The following is a 16,005-nucleotide window of genomic DNA, read 5'->3' on the forward strand; positions in this document are numbered from 1 at the left end:
CCAAACGGCGGATTGGTCGGAGGTTCGAGTCCTCTCGGGGGTACTGATATTTTTTAGTTATAAAATTTTATTGAATTCTATTCAGAAAAAACTATCCTTCCAAACCTCTGTACATTTCTTCTATTAAATCTTTATATCTTTCTTCAATAACTTTTCTGCGCACTTTCAATGATGGAGTAAGTTCACCAGTTTCAATTGAAAATGGTTTATCGAGAATTGCAAATTTTCTAATCCTTTCAAAGTTGGCAAGTTTTTTCTGGAATTGGTCTAATTCCCTGTCCAACAATTCATATATTTGCTTCATCTTAACTAATTCTTCTACACTATTATATTGAATTCTATTTGCATCAGCATACTCTTTAAGAGCATCGAAATCTGGAACAATAAGTGCAGTTATAAACATTCTGCGGTCACCAATTATTACAAACTGATCAATATATTTACTTGCTAAAAACATATTTTCAATTGGAGTAGGTGCAACATATTTTCCTTGAGAAGTTTTGAATAAATGTTTTTTTCTATCAGTAATTATTAAAAATCCTTCTGCATCAAATACTCCAATATCTCCGGTGTGGAGCCATCCATCTTTAATTGTTTCTTCTGTCTCTTTTTTATTTTTATAATAACCAAGCATAATGTTTGGACCTGATGCAAGTATTTCTCCATCCTTTGCAATTTTTATTTCTACACCAGGCAATGGTTTTCCTACTGTTCCAAATTTGTAGTCATTAACACGATTAACCGCAATTACAGGTGATGATTCTGTTAGACCATATCCTTCAATAATTAAAATTCCTGCTGCTTCAAAGAATATCCCTAATTCACGTGAAAGAGCAGCACCACCTGAAATGAAAAACCTTATTCTTCCTCCCGTTCTTTCTCTCAATTTGGAAAGAACAAGTTTATCGGCAAGTTTGTGTTTTAACAAAAGTGTAACAGGCAAAGGTTGATTAGATTTTTTTGCCAATTGATATTCTTTCCCAACTTCAATAGCCCAATTGAAAATTTTTTGCTTTCTTTCAGATTGACTTTCAACATTTCTTTTAATTTTTGAATACATTCTTTCAAATAATCTTGGTACTGCTGTAACGATTGTAGGTCTAATCTCTAATAAATTATTTGCTATTTTTTCAATGGATTCTGCATAAGCAATTGTTCCTCCACATGAAAATGCTGTATAATAACCAGCCATTCTTTCAAATATATGACACAATGGTAAGAAAGACAGAAATACATCGTTCTCGTCAATATAAAAAACTTCATGAGCTGCTTTAATGTTCGAAACAATATTTTTATGTGAAAGCATAACACCTTTTGGTTCACCCGTTGTTCCTGATGTATAAATTATTGTGCATAAATCTGTTTCACGACAAAGCTCGCTTTGTTCTTTAAAATAATCTTGATTTTCTTTTCTAAATTCTTTCCCTTTGTTCTGTACTTCTTCAAATGAATAAACATTTTTGTCATCTGTCTTATCGTTGTTGTTCATTACTACAATAATTTTTAGATGTTTACAATTGTTCCTTATTTTCAAAATCTTATTCAACTGAAATTTATTAGAAACAATTACTCCAATAGATTCAGAGTTATTTAATATATACTCAATTGTATCTGCAGTCGAGTTCGGATAAATTGGCACATCAACAGCTCCCAGACCTAATATTGCCATATCGGAATAAACCCATTCTGGACGATTTTCTGAAATTATGGCAACTTTATAATCTCGCTTGACACCCAATGATGCAAGTCCACATGCAAAGTTTACAGTTTCATCATAAAGCTGGTCGTATGTAATATCTATCCATTTTTCATCTACTTTATGTTTAAACACTGGTCTTTCTTTTCCTTTACCAAATTCAGTAGTAATAAAATTGAAAAGTTCAGGTATGGTTTTAAAATCTTTTAGTACTGGCATCAATTCCTCCAAAATTTTGAAACAAAATAATTTTAGTATTTATAAAAATCAATCAAAGAGACAGATTAAGAAAAAATTTTTCATGATTTCAAATTTTACTATACTTGCATTTCAAAATTAAAAGTCATATGAAGATTTTAAGAAGTCTTTACGATTGGGTTCTACATTGGGCTGAAACACCTTATGGACCTGCAGCATTATTTCTGCTTTCATTTGCAGAAGCATCATTTTTTCCAGTTCCACCAGATGCATTATTAATTGCTCTTGTTTTAGGTTCTCAAAAAAAGGCTTTTAAGTTTGCATTTATCTGTACTACTGCTTCAGTGCTTGGTGCTCTTGCTGGTTATGGAATTGGTCAATTTCTATGGTGGAAAAGTTCTCATGAATTTTCATCTGTAGCAGAGTTTTTCTTCTCAAATGTGCCTGGCTTTACTCACAAAGTTTTCTACGATGTAAAAAAAATGTATGACGAGTGGAACTTCTGGATAATTTTTACAGCAGGATTTACTCCAATACCTTACAAAGTATTTACAATAACCGGTGGAGCATTTGAAATCAATTTACCAATGTTTGTAATTGCATCAATAATTAGTAGAGCAGGAAGATTTTTTCTTGTTGCGGGTTTAATCTGGAAATTTGGTGAACAGATTAAGACTTTTATAGATAAATATTTTAACTGGCTTGCTATTGCTTTTACTATATTATTGATTGGTGGTTTTGCTGTTATTAAATATCTGGTTTAATTTTTCTGGGTTAAAATTTTTCCATTCACAACAGGTGTTACACAAATTAGTGGATTTTGAGGGACATTAAACTTTTCAAAAATTTCTTCAAATAATTGATATTGCATACCTTGAGATTCAAGTTTTGAAAATTTTCTATATGGCATGAACTCTCCTTTATTATTTCTTGGTGCATCAAAATAATATGCATCTTTAAAATCCTTTTCGGCATTCCCTTTTAAGAATTTAATTTTATGTTCATCACTGCCTTCAACATCATATGCTTTTGCTCTGAAAGCAACTACAAAATCGTTTTCAATTACTATGTAAATATTTAAGATTGTTTCTAACATAACATCAAATTGATAATTAAAATGTAGCTTTATTTTTATACGAAATTGATATCAAAAATATCATCAATTATTTCGTGATAGTATGTTAATTTTATTAATTCATTTAGTGCTTCAATTTCGTTTTGAGTTAGTTCAAAATAGATTGAGCCAAGATTTTCTTTAATAAATAATTTTACATTTTCTGAATAATTTAAAGAATGTAAAATATTATCAATGTTATCTTCTATTTTAGCATCAACTTCATTAAACAGATTATTAAAATTTTCTAATGAACTTTTATTGTTAGATGCAAAAATAAAATTCACATATGGTAAATCAATTAAATCAGAAATTTCATCTGCAAAGCTTATACCATGTTGAAAATTCCACGAGGTAAAATTTTCGTCCCCGCTTACAACATAATCTTTATCAACTTGTTTTTGAAGTGATGTATCGAGAGTTATTTCAGGATAAATTGAATATCTTTCCGAAAATAATATTTTTGTAAGAATAACTTCATTGACTGTAACATCGGCACGCATAAAAATTTTATCTATCATTCTTTCATTTTCAGTAAAATACATGTATGAATAAGAAAGATTTCCATCAAAAGAAAAGCTAAGCTTAGATGAAACAAGCAAATCTTCGTGATTCAAAAGTTCAAGGGATGGAATTAAAGCAATTGAATCAGGGTCGTTATATAATTGACTTGTAAGTAAGGCAGATTCTTTCTTAATAATCTTAATTTCTGAATTTTCAGGAATATTATGTTCAAATATTGATGAAAAAATATTTTTTGGCAGATAAAGGTTCATTTTGAACTCAAATAAAAAAAGCCGCTAAAATAAAGCGGCTTTTGAAATTATTATTTAAGATTCTTGTCTTTAATCTTTGCTGCTTTACCTGAAAGTTTGCGCAGATAAAACAATTTAGCTCTACGAACCTTACCTTCACGAAGCACTTCAATTTTAGCAATCTTAGGAGAGTTATAAGGGAAAATTCTTTCAACACCTACACCACTTGAAATTTTTCTAACTGTAAATGTTTTGCTTAGACCTGTGCCTCTGATGTTTATTACATCACCTTCAAAAGGTTGAATTCTTTCTTTATCACCTTCAATAACTCTCACATGCACACGAATGTGATCCCCTGCTTTGAATGAAGGCAAGTCGGTTCGCATCTGATTTTCTGTTATTTCTTTTAACTTATCCATTGTTACTCCAAATTATTTATCTTTTTCCACTTTTCTGTTAAAATTCTTGATTGTTCTTCTTTCCATTCTTTAATTTTCTTTTCGTTACCAGAAAGTAAAACTTCTGGCACTTTCATTCCTTTGTATTCAGCTGGACGAGTATAATAGGGAGCTTCAATATAATTTCCATCAATCAAAGAATCATTTAGAGCTGATTCACTATCATTAAGAACACCAGGTATCAGTCTTACAACTGAATCAATAATTACCAAAGCCGGAATTTCACCACCCGTTAATATATAATTTCCAATTGAAATTTCATCGGTTGCAAATTTTTGTCGTACGCGATCATCTATTCCTTTATAATGTCCAGCAATAATCATAATATTCTGAGCGAGTGAATATTTTTTCGCTAATTCCTGATTATAAAATTTTCCACCTGGTGTTGGATAAATAATATAATCATAACTTCTTTCGCTCAAAAGTTTTTCAATACACTCAAAGAACGGCTCGGGTTTAAGAAGCATTCCCGGTCCACCACCAAAAGGTTTATCATCAATTTGTTTATGTTTATCATAAGCATAATCACGAAGATTATGCACAAATATTTCAACTTTTTTTTTCTCCTGTGCTCGTTTAATTATACTAGTATTCAAAGGACTGATTAATGAGTCAGGCACAGCAGAAATTACATCAATTCTCATCATCATAAAGCAAATCGCAGTCTTCTACTAATTCCAATCTTTTCTTTTTGGGGTCAAAGCTTTTTATGTAATCTTTTACTGCAGGTAATAGAATTTCTTTACCCTGTAAATCTTTTATCACATAAACATCATTAGATTTAAGAACAAATACATCTTTTAGATATCCAAGAAGTTTTCCATTTCTATAAACTTCACTATCAATAAGGTCATGAATAAAATAAGTATCTTTATTTAGCTTAACTGCATTTTTTGAGTCGACATAAATTTTTTTGCCGATTAACAGTGCAGCATCTTTATCATTGTCAAAGCCTTTAATTTTAAGAGCTATCTTTCCATCAATAATTTCTACTTTTTCGACAAAGAACTCTTTCGAGTTTCCAAAGAACTCAATAAAAATATTCTTTAATACAAAGAATCTCTCATTAAAATCGGAATAGGAATCTACCGCAACAAACCCCTCATTATTCACTACGGACTTTACTACAGCGATTAAAAATAAGTCATTCACTTAGAAATATTTTAATCCAATATTTTAAGAATTGCGCGTTTTCCTTCCTTCGCTGCAATTGCTGTAAGCAAAGTTCTCATTGCTTGAGCAGTTTTGCCTTGTTTCCCAATTACTTTTCCAACATCTTCTGCGCCTACTTTTAAAGTAAGTTCGATAGTTTTGTCATCGGGTCTTGCTTCATCAATAGAAACATTACCCGGGTTGTCAACAAGGTGTTTTGCGATAAATTCAATAAATTCCTTCATGAGAGTACCTATCATTAAGTGAATAAGGGTACCTAATTAAAAGTGCAAGCTAATTTATGCTTCTCCGGAAGCAGTACCCTTTACTTCCGCTGCACTGTTAGAATCTTCTATTGTATCAGCTTTTGTTTCTAACTGCTTTTTAGATTTTGATTTTTCAGCTTTTTTAAGAGCAGCTGCTAATTTTGCTTCTTTTAATTTTGTCCATTCTTCCAATCTTTTTGCAATTTCTTCTTCAGAAAAGCCGCGCTTCATCAAATCTCGTTTTAACAATATTCCTTTTTGAGAAAGAAGACTTCTTACTGTTTCTGTAGGTTGAGCACCAACATTAAGCCAATACAAAGCTCTATCTTCTTTGATTTCAACAGTAGCTGGTTCTGTTTTAGGATTATATAATCCAATTGCTTCTATAAATTTACCATCTCTTGGTGAACGTGCATCAGCAGCCACAACTTTATAGACCGGCTGTTTTTTCTTTCCCATTCGTTTCAGTCTTAACTTTACTGCCAATTTATTTATTCCTCCTTTATTTAATAATATTAATTCATTCTAAAATTTTTCAAATTCATTATTCCTGCTTTACCAGATTTTGAATTCAGCATTTTTATCATCTGTTGCATCTGGTTAAATTGTTTTATCAATCTATTTACATCTTGTATTGAATTACCACTTCCTCTTGCAATTCTTTTTCTTCTGCTTCCATTTAATATCTTAGGATTTTTTCTTTCTTCTTTTGTCATAGATTGAATAATTGATTCTACTTTTATCAATTGTTTATCATCAACTTCGGCATTTTTTAATGCAGAACCTATTCCAGGAATCATTGATAAAAGTGATTTCAAAGAACCCATCTTTTTAATCATTTTAATCTGCTTTAAGAAATCATCAAAATCAAATTTATTAGCTAATAATTTTCTTTCAAGTTCTTCTGCTTCCTTTTCATCAACCTGCTGTTGAGCTTTTTCAACAAGAGTAATGATATCACCTTTGCCAAGTATTCTCGAAGCTAATCTATCAGGATAAAATATTTCAATTGAATCAAGTTTTTCGCCTACACTGATAAATTTAATAGGTCTATCAACAACAGCTTTAATTGACAGAACACAACCTCCTCTTGCATCACCATCCAGCTTTGTAACTACAATACCATCAAAATCAACTTTTTCGTGAAAAGCCTTTGCAGAATTTACAGCATCCTGTCCAGTCATTGAATCTACAACAAACAAAGTTTCTGTTGGATTAACCTTTTCTTTAATTGCAGCTGCTTCCTGCATCATTTCATCGTCAACATGCAATCTTCCAGCTGTATCAATAATTACAGTATCAAGTTTATTATCTTTAGCAAATGTAAGTGATTCGTATGCAATTTTTACCGGGTCATTGCTACCATCAATTGAAAAAACAGGGACATTTATTTGAGAACCCAGAATTTTCAATTGATTAATTGCAGCAGGCCGATAAACATCTGCAGCAACTAAAAGAACATTTCTTTTTCTCTCTTTAAGATATTTTGCAAGTTTAGCACTAAAAGTAGTTTTACCGCAACCCTGTAACCCAATTAACATAATTACCGTAATTCCTGATGGATTTAACTTTAATTCAGCACCAGTGCCACCCAAAAGTTTTGTAAGCTCATCATAAATAATTTTAGTAATGAGCTGTCCTGGGGTTACAGATAATAAAACTTCCTTACCAAGTGCTTTTGCTTTTACATCTTCTATAAATTGTTTTGCTACTTTATAGTTTACGTCAGCATCTAAAAGAACACGTCTTATTTCCCGAAGAGTATCAGAAATATTATCTTCGGTTAATCTTCCCTGACCAGTAATTTTCTTTAAAGTTCGTTCAAATTTTTCAGTTAAATCTTCAAGCATAAATTCCAGTAAAAAAGATAATAAAAAGGAAAATCATTTCAAAAGTTAATTCTTCAGCCTTCTTTAAGGGCATTCGCTCCGGATACAATTTCAATTATTTCTTTAGTTATCGTAGCCTGACGAACTTTGTTATAAGTTAACTGTAACGAACGAATTAATTCTTTTGCATTTTCTGTTGCCATATCCATAGCGGTCATTCTTGCAGCAAGTTCAGCAGCATACGATTCTAATAATGTCCTCCACATTTGTGCATTTAAGTGTTTAGGCAGCAAAAAATTTATTATACCAGTTTTATTTGGTTCATAAATAAAATCAACTGTTAGTAATTGATTTAATTCATTCTGTGAAAATGGTTGAATAGGCAACAACTGTTCGATTACAGTTTTTTGTTGAATAATAGATTTAAACTCATTATAAACCAACAAAACTTTATCAACTTCACATTCTAAAAATTTTTGTGATAATTCTTTTATAATACCCGAAGCGAATTCAAATTTTAAGTGGGAAAATATTCCTTGGAAGGAATTTGCTATTAAATAATTTCTTTTCGAAAAATAATCAAATCCTTTTTTTCCTACACAATACAACTGAACTTTTCCATTATCATACAATTGTTTATAATCATTATGAATTAATTCTTCTGTTTTACGAATTACATTTACATTAAAACTTCCGCATAAACCTCTGTCAGAAGTAACAACTACAATTGCAAGATTATCTACTTTCCTTTCCTGTAAAAATGGGTTATTAATATTTTTTTCGATACTTAGCAGAAGTGATAAAACTTCTGATATTTTGCGTGAATATGGCCGAGCATTAATAATATTATCCTGAGCACGACGCAATCTTGCAGCAGCAACCATTTTCATGGCTTTGGTTATCTGCTGAGTATTTTTTATTCCGATTATTCTTCTTTTTATATCTCTTAAAGTTGCCATCAGAAATATTATCAGCTTTTCTTAAATTTGTCTAAAAATTCACTTGCCGCTTTTTTCAGAAGTTGAATTGTATCATCTCTTAATTCTTTTGTTGATCTAATGTTTTCATAAATTTCAGGATATTTCAATTCAACATATTCATGAAATTCTTTTTCAAATTTTTTAACATCTTTCACATCTATTGTTTCAAGATAATCGTTCGTTCCAATAAATACGCTAACAATTTGTTTTTCAACAGGTATTGGAGAATACTGGTCTTGTTTTAATAATTCAACTAATCGAGCACCTTTTGCAAGTGTTCTTTGAGTTGCTTTATCAAGGTCAGAGCCAAACTTAGCAAATGCTTCAAGTTCACGATATTGTGCTAAATCTAATTTTAATGAACCAGCAACTTTTTTCATTGCTTTAATTTGAGCATTACCGCCGACACGTGAAACTGAGATTCCAACATTAATAGCAGGACGAACACCTGCATTAAATAAATTAGGCTCTAGATAGATTTGTCCATCTGTAATAGAAATAACATTAGTAGGGATATATGCGGAAACATCACCTTGTTGAGTTTCAATTATTGGCAATGCAGTTAAACTTCCGCCTCCTTCTTCTTCACTTAATTTTGAAGCGCGTTCAAGTAAACGGGAATGTAAATAAAAAACATCACCAGGATAAGCTTCTCTTCCAGGAGGTCTTCTAAGCAAAAGCGAAAGTTCACGATATGCAGCTGCTTGTTTTGAAAGGTCATCGTAAATTACGAGAGCATGCATACCTTTATCTCTGAAGTATTCTCCCAATGTGGCTCCTGAATAAGGCGCAATATATTGAAGAGGTGCAGGTGAAGATGCTGGGGCAGAAATTACAGTTGTATATTCCATTGCACCATATTCTTCGAGCTTGGCAACAACTTGTGCAACTGTAGAATTTTTTTGTCCGACAGCAACATAAATGCAATAGACAGGATTTATACCATACTTTTTAGCTTCTTCAGTATGAGTATATTTTTGATTAATAATAGTATCAATTGCAATTGCAGTTTTACCGGTTTGTCTATCACCAATAATTAATTCTCTTTGACCACGACCAATAGGAATCATTGCATCAATTGCAGTAATTCCTGTCTGCAATGGTTCCTTAACAGGTTGTCTTTGAATTACACCGAGTGCTTTTCTTTCAATTGGAGAATATTTTTCGAATTGAATATTCCCTTTACCATCAAGTGGCTCTCCCAAAGGATTAACAACTCTGCCAAGTAAACCTTCTCCAACAGGAAATGAAGCTACACGTTTCGTTCTTTTAACAATATCACCTTCTTTAATTAAAGTACTCTCACCAAAAAGAACACAACCAACATTATCTTCTTCAAGGTTGAGAACCATTCCCATCACACCATTTGGGAATTCTACGAGTTCACTTGCCATTACTTTTGTTAATCCATAAACACGAGCAATCCCATCTCCAACCTGAAGAACTGTTCCAACATCATAAATATCAACTTCGTTATCGAAGCCGGCAAGTTGCTTTCTTAATATTGCAGAAACTTCGTCGGGTCTTATTTCTACCATTTTATTTTCATCCTAATTGTTCGAAATACTTAAATCTTCTGAGAACTTTTTTCTTAATCTTTCTAATTGATGAGTAAGTGAAGCATCAATTACAGTATCTTTAAATTTTATTACATATCCACCAAGTATATTTGGATTTATCACATAATTACTTTTAATTTTTTTTCTCTCTTTATTCTCAAGTACTTTTTCAATCTCTTTTTTTAAGTTATCATCTATTTCAACAGCAGTAATAACCTGAACACGCAGAATACCTTCTTTATTGTCTCTCAGGTTTAAAAATTCTTGCATAATATCAATCAAGATATTTTCTCTATTCTTTTCAATAACAAAATCAATAAATCTCATCATATCATCGCCAATCTTTCCCTCAAAAATTTTTGATAGTACTTCTTTTTTCTTATCCGCTTTAATTACAGGGTTCTTAAGCAGTATACGAAGTTCTTTTGAACTGCTTATAGTTGAATAGACCAATTCTGCATCTTCTGCAATTTTTGATAGAACATTCTTTTCTTCAGCAAGCTTAAAAAGGGAATTAGCGTAGCGATATGATATTCTGTAAACACTCATAATTAGTTCTTTGAAAGATCTTCCAGATACTTAGCAATAATTTTAGTTTGTTTTTCTTTATCTAGATTTTCTCTAAGAATTTTTTCAGCAGCATTAATTGCAATATCTGCAACCTGTTCTTTCAATTTATTAAAAGCTTCAGCATTCTTTCTTTCAATTTCTCTTGATGCATCTTCAATCATTCGTCTTGCGTGCGATTTACTTTCTTCAAGTATCTGCAATTTTAATTTTTCAGCGTATTCTCTACTTTGCTCAATTATTTTTTGTGCCTCAGCTTCGGCTTTTTGCAGGTTTGCTTTATTTTCTGCAATTAATCTTTCTGCTTCTTTTCTTGCATTTTCTGCTTTTTCAAGTGATTCTTTGATTAAATTTTCTCTTTCATTAAGGGATTTTAAGATTGGCTTCCATGCAAGCTTAGATAATATTATAAGCAAAAAAATAACAGTTACCACTGTCCATAAAATCAAACCTGGATTTACATCAAGCGGGCTGCCTGAATGTTCACCACTTCCACTTAATGCAATGATTAATAAATTACTAATTATCATAAAGCACTCCCTTATGTAAAGAAAGAGAAATTATAAATTATTTCAAAGCTAAAAGAATACAAATAACCAATGCAAAAAGAGAAATACCTTCGATTAATGCTGCAGCAATAATCATAGAAGTTCTAATTTCTCCAGCTGCTTCAGGTTGACGGCCGCTTGCTTCCATAGCTGAGCTTGCTAATTTACCTATGCCAAATGCACCGCCAATTACTGTGAGTGCTGCACCAAAACCAGCTGCTAAATAAGCGAATTCCATTGATTTCCTCCTTTTTTATATTAATGTTCTTGATGATATGCCATCCCGATAAATAAAGATGACAACATTGTAAAAATATAAGCTTGAATAAGAGCAACCAGAATTTCCAATAAATAAATAAACAGAGCAAATGAAATTGAAACAGGGACAACAAAATATGTTTTCAAAATAAATATTAATCCCAGTAAAGCTAAAATTACTATATGTCCTGCGGTCATATTTGCAAAAAGACGAATAGCCAAAGCAAAAGGCTTTGTAAATAATCCAAGTAATTCAACAACAAACATAATTGGTACAAGCCAGAATGGTATTCCATGAGGAACTAATCCTTTGAAATATCCAAAGAATCCGTTCTTCATTATTCCGCCAATTTGAATAACGAAAAATGAAATTGTAGCCAGTGTTGCAGTAACAGCAATATTACTTGTTGATGTAGCAGCGTAAGGCACTAAACCTAAAAAGTTACAGGTTAGAATAAAGAAAAACACTGTCAACAAATAAGGCAAAAATTTTTCATAGCCATGACCAATAGTAGGTTTTGCAATCTCATCTCGCACAAAAATTATAAACACTTCAACAAAATTGGTAATTCCTTTTGGGACTAACGACTTCTTATACGAATTTGATACCTTAATAAATGTAACAATTAAAATTAGAGCTGCAATCCACATGAAAACAACATGTTTCGTAATTGATAAATCCAGTCCAAAAAGATGAATTTCAGGAAGATGAATTACTCCAAAGGGGGTCAAATCAAGTTCTTTTGAATCAAGAATATGATGCATTATCCAGCCGGTATCCTGAGAGCCAGATTTTGCAGCATTCAATGTATCTTGTACAGCATTATTAAACCACATGTTCACTTTAGAGAGTTTTTAACTGTTTTTTCTAATCGAATTATATTTATTTCGAATATCATCAACAAAATATACCATATTAAGAGTGCAAATATAAATTCATATTTGTCAACTTTCAAGAATTTGAGTGTAAGAAAAATTAAAGCAAGAACCAATATAATTCTAAAAGCCATTCCACCTAAATTTATTTTTATAAACTTTTTATTTTCTTCCTTAAGTGATTTATAAAATAAAAACAAAAAAATAATGTAATTAATAATCGAAATTAAGCATGCAAAAATTAATGAATTAAACTGAGAATCTGATATGATTTTGAAATAGGATAAAAGAATTATTATCGCATTAATAAAAATTATTATTGCAGCTGAAAGCTTAATTTGTTTTATCAAGTTTATTTTTCTTGTTTAAATTCAACACAGTTTTTATAAAATTATAAATTGCTGCATAACAGCCTATAAAAGAAAAAATTATCATTAAGATGGGACTTGTATTGAATAAATCATCCAGCCATCTGCCTAAAAAAAACATCAATATAATTGTGGCTGCAAGCTGAGTTCCTAATCCCAGATAGGGACTGATATTTCTATAAGTTTCAGAAAATTTACTTGGATATTTTCCTAATTCAGCCATTTTCTTTTTGAGCTGAAATTTGAGCACCATTCATTGAACTGTGCCCTTCAAAAATTGCTCCTTCTTCTATTATTAATGTTTTTGTAATTAAATCACCTTTAATTACCGATTTTGGTTCCAATTTCAATTTTTCTGAAGCATAAATCTTACCTTCAACTTTTCCATTTGTAGTTACATTACGAGCTTTAATTTCTCCAAAAATTTCTGAAGTATCTCCAATAGTTAAATTACCATTAATAGTTAGATTTCCTATCACAACGCCATCAATTCTAACATTTCCTTCACTACTCAAATTGCCTTCTATTTTTACACCACTACTGATTATACTTACTTCTTCTTCGTGTGAGTCTTTTTTTGATGCCATAGCTCCTCCTTACTTTATTATTAATTTTTCAGGATTAACAGGTTTACCTCGATGCCAGATTTCAAAATGAAGATGAGGACCTGTGCTTTTTTTGCCAGAATTTCCGCTTAAAGCAATTAATTCTCCCTGTCTTACAAAATCTTGAGGTTTTTTCAAAAGTGATGAACAATGTTTATACATTGTTACATAACCATTATCATGTTGAATTATAATTGTATAACCATAATCAACTGTATAATCAGCAAATATCACCAAGCCACCCAAAGAAGCATAAACTGGGGAACCGATCTTAAGCCCATAATCCACACCAAGATGACCGGTCTCTGGATTAAACTCTTTAGTTAATATGCCAGTGGCTGGTGCAAGAAAAATTAATGAGTCTGTACTTGTATTTTCATAAATAAATCTTCCGAATAATTCTTTTATTGCGAGGAAAATATTCCCACCAAGATTGATTTTCTTTGTTATTCTTTTTTTTAATGTATCATAAATTGCTTTTGATGTATCTGAAGAATCTTTTTGAGCAAGTTTTAGAGTGTATTTTATTTTTTCATTTGTTGAAGAAATATCTTCAAGCTGATTTGTCAATATTCTTACCTTTTCCTGAAGCTCGTTTATTTTTTTTCTTTGAGCTATTAATTCCTGATTATCTAGGACAAAAAGAAAATCCTTAAGAGGCGTTACAGAAAGAATAAAAATTAATACTAACCATGAAATTAATGTGTAAATTAAAATGTAACCAATACTTCTAAAAAAACTGAACTTATAAGTTTTTGTGCTTGAATCGGGAATATTTGGTGTAATAATTACAAAAATCTTCTTAATTGTATCTAAGTTGAAAAATTTCATTTTTCATCCATCCATTGTGCATCAAATATATGAATTTATATGCTTTTTTTCTTGGCACTTATCATGTTATTTACTTTTTCAATTACCATATCAGGAGTAAGCAAATATCCACAATCAAATGTATTAATCGGGCATTTTTTATGGCCATGAATACCACAGGGTTTACATTTAAGTCCATCATATGAAATAAAATCACTCGTTGAATTATAAGGATAAAAACCAAATTCAGGAACAGTTGAGCAATAAATTGTCAATGCAGGAATTTGCGCAGCCATTGCCATATGCGTTGGTGCACTATCATTACAAATCAATAAAGAACATTTTTTTAATAATGCAATGGTTTCAACAATACTTAATTTCCCTGCAAGTGAACAAGAATTCTCTCCAAATTTTTTATTTAATCGTTCACAAAGAACTTGGTCTTCTTTCCCTCCAATAAAAACGATATAGTAATTTTTAGATATAAGGTAATCAACAAGTAATTTGTAATATTCTTCCGGATAAACTTTTGTATTCCATACTGAACCTGGTGCTATAGCAATTATTTTTTTACTGATTGATTGAATCATTTTATCAATCTTGCTTTCAATTTCTTCTGTAAATTTTATTGCAGGGTATAATTTCCAATTATTTTTTGATGTATCATATTTAATTAGGCTAAGATTTCTTTCTACCTCATGTTTATTTTTATCATAATGAATTTTGTGTTTATAGACAAAACTTAATGCAGCATTATCAAAACCATATGTTTCTTTGCACTTAGAAAGCCAGACAATAATTGATGTTCTAAAGGACCTATGTGGTGAATATATTTTTGAATAATTCGTTTTTTGAATTTTTTTTATCAGGATAATTAAATCGCGAAAAGATTTCTGTTCACCTTTCTTATCATATACAATTACATTGTCAACTGCCGGAGAATTCAAAAATATTTCTTTTGTTGAAGGGATACACAAAACATCTATAATGCTTTCAGCATATTTTTCTTTTAGTTTCTGAATCATTGGTAAAGTAAGAATTGCATCTCCAGGAAAAGCAGTCTGGATAATTAAAATTTTTTCTTTAGAATTTAGTATTTCCATAATTTATGCATCCAGAAATACTGCTCGGGATTTTTTCTAACAAATTTTTCAAGAAATGAAATATAACGCTGAGTAAGTTCAATTGATTTTTTGTCATTATCTTCTGGAAGTTCATCAAAATTGAGTTCTTCAATATAAGCTTTATATTTAAAATCAGGTTGTCTTACAATTGCTACAAGCAATACATTACAATTAGTTTTAAGAGCTATTGATGCTGTACCGGTGTAAAGTGCCGTTTGGCGTTTAAAAAACTGAAATCTGTTTCCTTCAAAAGGACCTCGCTGATCGCCTGCTATTAAAACAACTTCGCCTGCTTTTAGTGCTTTAATAATTTCTTTTACAGAAACTCCTACATCTATAACATTTGTATTACCAATACTTCGAGTATTTTTTAACCATCGGGTTATATATTCATTTCTCTGAGGTTTGACAAGCACATGATATTTTGCATCAATATATGCAACAATTGAAGATATTAAAATTTCCCAGTTGCCAAAATGTCCAGTTAGAAGAATTAATCCTTTACCATTTGAAATTTTATTCCGTATTAAATCCAGGTTATCGAACCAAACTTGAGATTTTATTTCGCTTAAACTTAGTGATGGAAAAAGCATTAATTCACAGAAAGTAATTGATATATTTTGATAATTTTTCTTTGCGATGCTCTTTATTTCTTTCTGTGATTTTTCTGGGAATGCATTTTTTAGATTACTAAGAACTGTTTTCTTTCTAATTGGAATAAAGTAATAAAAAAATGTACCAATAAGCTGTGCAAGCTTGCGAGATTTTTTCAGTCCTAATGCTAAAAGAATTTTATTAAATTGACGAAAGAAGAAAAATTCAATTTTATTTTTATTTAGCAT

The 16,005-nt window shown here is 30.8% G+C and carries 22 protein-coding genes; 1 reads left to right on the forward strand and 21 read right to left on the reverse strand.

What is annotated here, in order from left to right; all coding sequences use genetic code 11:
* Positions 1-91: 91 nt before the first annotated feature.
* Positions 92-1,915: an AMP-dependent synthetase/ligase gene (locus VJY32_RS03060; RefSeq protein WP_353676417.1), complete on the reverse strand. Its 1,824-nt coding sequence runs from the start codon at positions 1,913-1,915 to the stop codon at positions 92-94.
* A gap of 128 nt (positions 1,916-2,043) precedes the next feature.
* On the opposite strand from VJY32_RS03060, the gene VJY32_RS03065 reads away from it, so the two are divergent.
* On the forward strand, positions 2,044-2,658 hold the full coding sequence (locus VJY32_RS03065; RefSeq protein WP_353676418.1) for a YqaA family protein: 615 nt from the start codon (positions 2,044-2,046) through the stop codon (positions 2,656-2,658).
* On the opposite strand, the gene VJY32_RS03070 is transcribed toward VJY32_RS03065, so the two are convergent.
* From VJY32_RS03070 to VJY32_RS03165, 20 genes are read right to left on the reverse strand one after another with little or no spacing between them, the layout of a single operon-like run.
* On the reverse strand, positions 2,655-2,990 hold the full coding sequence (locus tag VJY32_RS03070) for a hypothetical protein (protein ID WP_353676419.1): 336 nt from the start codon (positions 2,988-2,990) through the stop codon (positions 2,655-2,657). The genes VJY32_RS03065 and VJY32_RS03070 overlap by 4 nt on opposite strands.
* Before the next feature lie 35 nt (positions 2,991-3,025).
* Positions 3,026-3,784, reverse strand: coding sequence for a hypothetical protein (locus VJY32_RS03075; RefSeq protein WP_353676420.1), 759 nt, complete (start codon positions 3,782-3,784; stop codon positions 3,026-3,028).
* A gap of 50 nt (positions 3,785-3,834) precedes the next feature.
* Positions 3,835-4,182 carry a 50S ribosomal protein L19 gene (rplS, locus tag VJY32_RS03080; RefSeq protein ID WP_353676421.1) on the reverse strand — a complete coding sequence of 116 codons (348 nt, stop codon included), beginning with the start codon at positions 4,180-4,182 and terminating at the stop codon, positions 3,835-3,837.
* Between the two features lie 2 nt (positions 4,183-4,184).
* Positions 4,185-4,865, reverse strand: coding sequence for a tRNA (guanosine(37)-N1)-methyltransferase TrmD (gene trmD, locus VJY32_RS03085; protein WP_353676753.1), 681 nt, complete (start codon positions 4,863-4,865; stop codon positions 4,185-4,187).
* Positions 4,855-5,373 carry a ribosome maturation factor RimM gene (rimM, locus tag VJY32_RS03090; RefSeq protein ID WP_353676422.1) on the reverse strand — a complete coding sequence of 173 codons (519 nt, stop codon included), beginning with the start codon at positions 5,371-5,373 and terminating at the stop codon, positions 4,855-4,857. The genes trmD and rimM overlap by 11 nt, the downstream gene beginning before the upstream one ends.
* A gap of 11 nt (positions 5,374-5,384) precedes the next feature.
* Positions 5,385-5,618, reverse strand: coding sequence for a KH domain-containing protein (locus VJY32_RS03095; protein ID WP_353676423.1), 234 nt, complete (start codon positions 5,616-5,618; stop codon positions 5,385-5,387).
* 54 nt (positions 5,619-5,672) lie between these two features.
* Positions 5,673-6,125 (reverse strand): 30S ribosomal protein S16, encoded by a 453-nt coding sequence (gene rpsP, locus VJY32_RS03100; protein WP_353676424.1) that lies wholly within the window; start codon positions 6,123-6,125, stop codon positions 5,673-5,675.
* A gap of 29 nt (positions 6,126-6,154) precedes the next feature.
* Positions 6,155-7,489: a signal recognition particle protein gene (gene ffh / locus VJY32_RS03105; protein ID WP_353676425.1), complete on the reverse strand. Its 1,335-nt coding sequence runs from the start codon at positions 7,487-7,489 to the stop codon at positions 6,155-6,157.
* A gap of 53 nt (positions 7,490-7,542) precedes the next feature.
* Entirely contained in the window at positions 7,543-8,427 is an 885-nt protein-coding gene (gene atpG, locus VJY32_RS03110) for an ATP synthase F1 subunit gamma (RefSeq protein WP_353676426.1), read from the reverse strand.
* A gap of 11 nt (positions 8,428-8,438) precedes the next feature.
* Positions 8,439-9,986: a F0F1 ATP synthase subunit alpha gene (gene atpA, locus VJY32_RS03115; protein ID WP_353676427.1), complete on the reverse strand. Its 1,548-nt coding sequence runs from the start codon at positions 9,984-9,986 to the stop codon at positions 8,439-8,441.
* 12 nt (positions 9,987-9,998) lie between these two features.
* Entirely contained in the window at positions 9,999-10,556 is a 558-nt protein-coding gene (gene atpH, locus VJY32_RS03120) for an ATP synthase F1 subunit delta (protein WP_353676428.1), read from the reverse strand.
* A gap of 2 nt (positions 10,557-10,558) precedes the next feature.
* Positions 10,559-11,104, reverse strand: a complete 546-nt coding sequence (atpF, locus tag VJY32_RS03125; protein ID WP_353676429.1) for a F0F1 ATP synthase subunit B — start codon at positions 11,102-11,104, stop codon at positions 10,559-10,561.
* A gap of 37 nt (positions 11,105-11,141) precedes the next feature.
* Positions 11,142-11,360, reverse strand: a complete 219-nt coding sequence (atpE, locus tag VJY32_RS03130) for an ATP synthase F0 subunit C (RefSeq protein WP_353676430.1) — start codon at positions 11,358-11,360, stop codon at positions 11,142-11,144.
* A gap of 20 nt (positions 11,361-11,380) precedes the next feature.
* Positions 11,381-12,217, reverse strand: coding sequence for a F0F1 ATP synthase subunit A (gene atpB, locus VJY32_RS03135; RefSeq protein ID WP_353676431.1), 837 nt, complete (start codon positions 12,215-12,217; stop codon positions 11,381-11,383).
* Between the two features lie 2 nt (positions 12,218-12,219).
* Positions 12,220-12,606: an ATP synthase subunit I gene (locus VJY32_RS03140; protein ID WP_353676432.1), complete on the reverse strand. Its 387-nt coding sequence runs from the start codon at positions 12,604-12,606 to the stop codon at positions 12,220-12,222.
* Positions 12,590-12,847, reverse strand: coding sequence for an AtpZ/AtpI family protein (locus VJY32_RS03145; protein ID WP_353676433.1), 258 nt, complete (start codon positions 12,845-12,847; stop codon positions 12,590-12,592). The genes VJY32_RS03140 and VJY32_RS03145 overlap by 17 nt, the downstream gene beginning before the upstream one ends.
* The gene (locus tag VJY32_RS03150) at positions 12,840-13,211 is read right to left on the reverse strand and encodes a bactofilin family protein (RefSeq protein ID WP_353676434.1); all 372 of its coding nucleotides are present in this window, start codon (positions 13,209-13,211) and stop codon (positions 12,840-12,842) included. The genes VJY32_RS03145 and VJY32_RS03150 overlap by 8 nt, the downstream gene beginning before the upstream one ends.
* Positions 13,212-13,220: 9 nt before the next feature.
* Positions 13,221-14,060, reverse strand: a complete 840-nt coding sequence (locus tag VJY32_RS03155; RefSeq protein ID WP_353676435.1) for a M23 family metallopeptidase — start codon at positions 14,058-14,060, stop codon at positions 13,221-13,223.
* 35 nt (positions 14,061-14,095) lie between these two features.
* Complete coding sequence (locus VJY32_RS03160; RefSeq protein WP_353676436.1) at positions 14,096-15,142, reverse strand: glycosyltransferase family 9 protein; 1,047 nt, start codon at positions 15,140-15,142, stop codon at positions 14,096-14,098.
* Positions 15,130-16,005 (reverse strand): lysophospholipid acyltransferase family protein, encoded by an 876-nt coding sequence (locus VJY32_RS03165; protein ID WP_353676437.1) that lies wholly within the window; start codon positions 16,003-16,005, stop codon positions 15,130-15,132. The genes VJY32_RS03160 and VJY32_RS03165 overlap by 13 nt, the downstream gene beginning before the upstream one ends.

The organism is Rosettibacter primus (assembly GCF_036860675.1).
Taxonomy (GTDB): domain Bacteria; phylum Bacteroidota; class Ignavibacteria; order Ignavibacteriales; family Melioribacteraceae; genus Rosettibacter; species Rosettibacter primus.

Coding starts and splice junctions, on each gene's coding strand:
- VJY32_RS03165 (WP_353676437.1), bottom strand. CDS start 16,005: ATGCTAAATAAAAATAAAATTGAATTTTTCTTCTTTCGTCAATTTAAT.
- VJY32_RS03160 (WP_353676436.1), bottom strand. CDS start 15,142: ATGGAAATACTAAATTCTAAAGAAAAAATTTTAATTATCCAGACTGCT.
- VJY32_RS03060 (WP_353676417.1), bottom strand. CDS start 1,915: ATGCCAGTACTAAAAGATTTTAAAACCATACCTGAACTTTTCAATTTT.
- VJY32_RS03095 (WP_353676423.1), bottom strand. CDS start 5,618: ATGAAGGAATTTATTGAATTTATCGCAAAACACCTTGTTGACAACCCG.
- ffh (WP_353676425.1), bottom strand. CDS start 7,489: ATGCTTGAAGATTTAACTGAAAAATTTGAACGAACTTTAAAGAAAATT.
- atpA (WP_353676427.1), bottom strand. CDS start 9,986: ATGGTAGAAATAAGACCCGACGAAGTTTCTGCAATATTAAGAAAGCAA.
- VJY32_RS03065 (WP_353676418.1), top strand. CDS start 2,044: ATGAAGATTTTAAGAAGTCTTTACGATTGGGTTCTACATTGGGCTGAA.
- VJY32_RS03070 (WP_353676419.1), bottom strand. CDS start 2,990: ATGTTAGAAACAATCTTAAATATTTACATAGTAATTGAAAACGATTTT.
- VJY32_RS03075 (WP_353676420.1), bottom strand. CDS start 3,784: ATGAACCTTTATCTGCCAAAAAATATTTTTTCATCAATATTTGAACAT.
- atpG (WP_353676426.1), bottom strand. CDS start 8,427: ATGGCAACTTTAAGAGATATAAAAAGAAGAATAATCGGAATAAAAAAT.
- atpE (WP_353676430.1), bottom strand. CDS start 11,360: ATGGAATTCGCTTATTTAGCAGCTGGTTTTGGTGCAGCACTCACAGTA.
- atpB (WP_353676431.1), bottom strand. CDS start 12,217: ATGTGGTTTAATAATGCTGTACAAGATACATTGAATGCTGCAAAATCT.
- VJY32_RS03155 (WP_353676435.1), bottom strand. CDS start 14,060: ATGAAATTTTTCAACTTAGATACAATTAAGAAGATTTTTGTAATTATT.
- trmD (WP_353676753.1), bottom strand. CDS start 4,865: ATGAGAATTGATGTAATTTCTGCTGTGCCTGACTCATTAATCAGTCCT.
- VJY32_RS03145 (WP_353676433.1), bottom strand. CDS start 12,847: ATGGCTGAATTAGGAAAATATCCAAGTAAATTTTCTGAAACTTATAGA.
- atpF (WP_353676429.1), bottom strand. CDS start 11,104: ATGATAATTAGTAATTTATTAATCATTGCATTAAGTGGAAGTGGTGAA.
- atpH (WP_353676428.1), bottom strand. CDS start 10,556: ATGAGTGTTTACAGAATATCATATCGCTACGCTAATTCCCTTTTTAAG.
- VJY32_RS03150 (WP_353676434.1), bottom strand. CDS start 13,211: ATGGCATCAAAAAAAGACTCACACGAAGAAGAAGTAAGTATAATCAGT.
- rplS (WP_353676421.1), bottom strand. CDS start 4,182: ATGGATAAGTTAAAAGAAATAACAGAAAATCAGATGCGAACCGACTTG.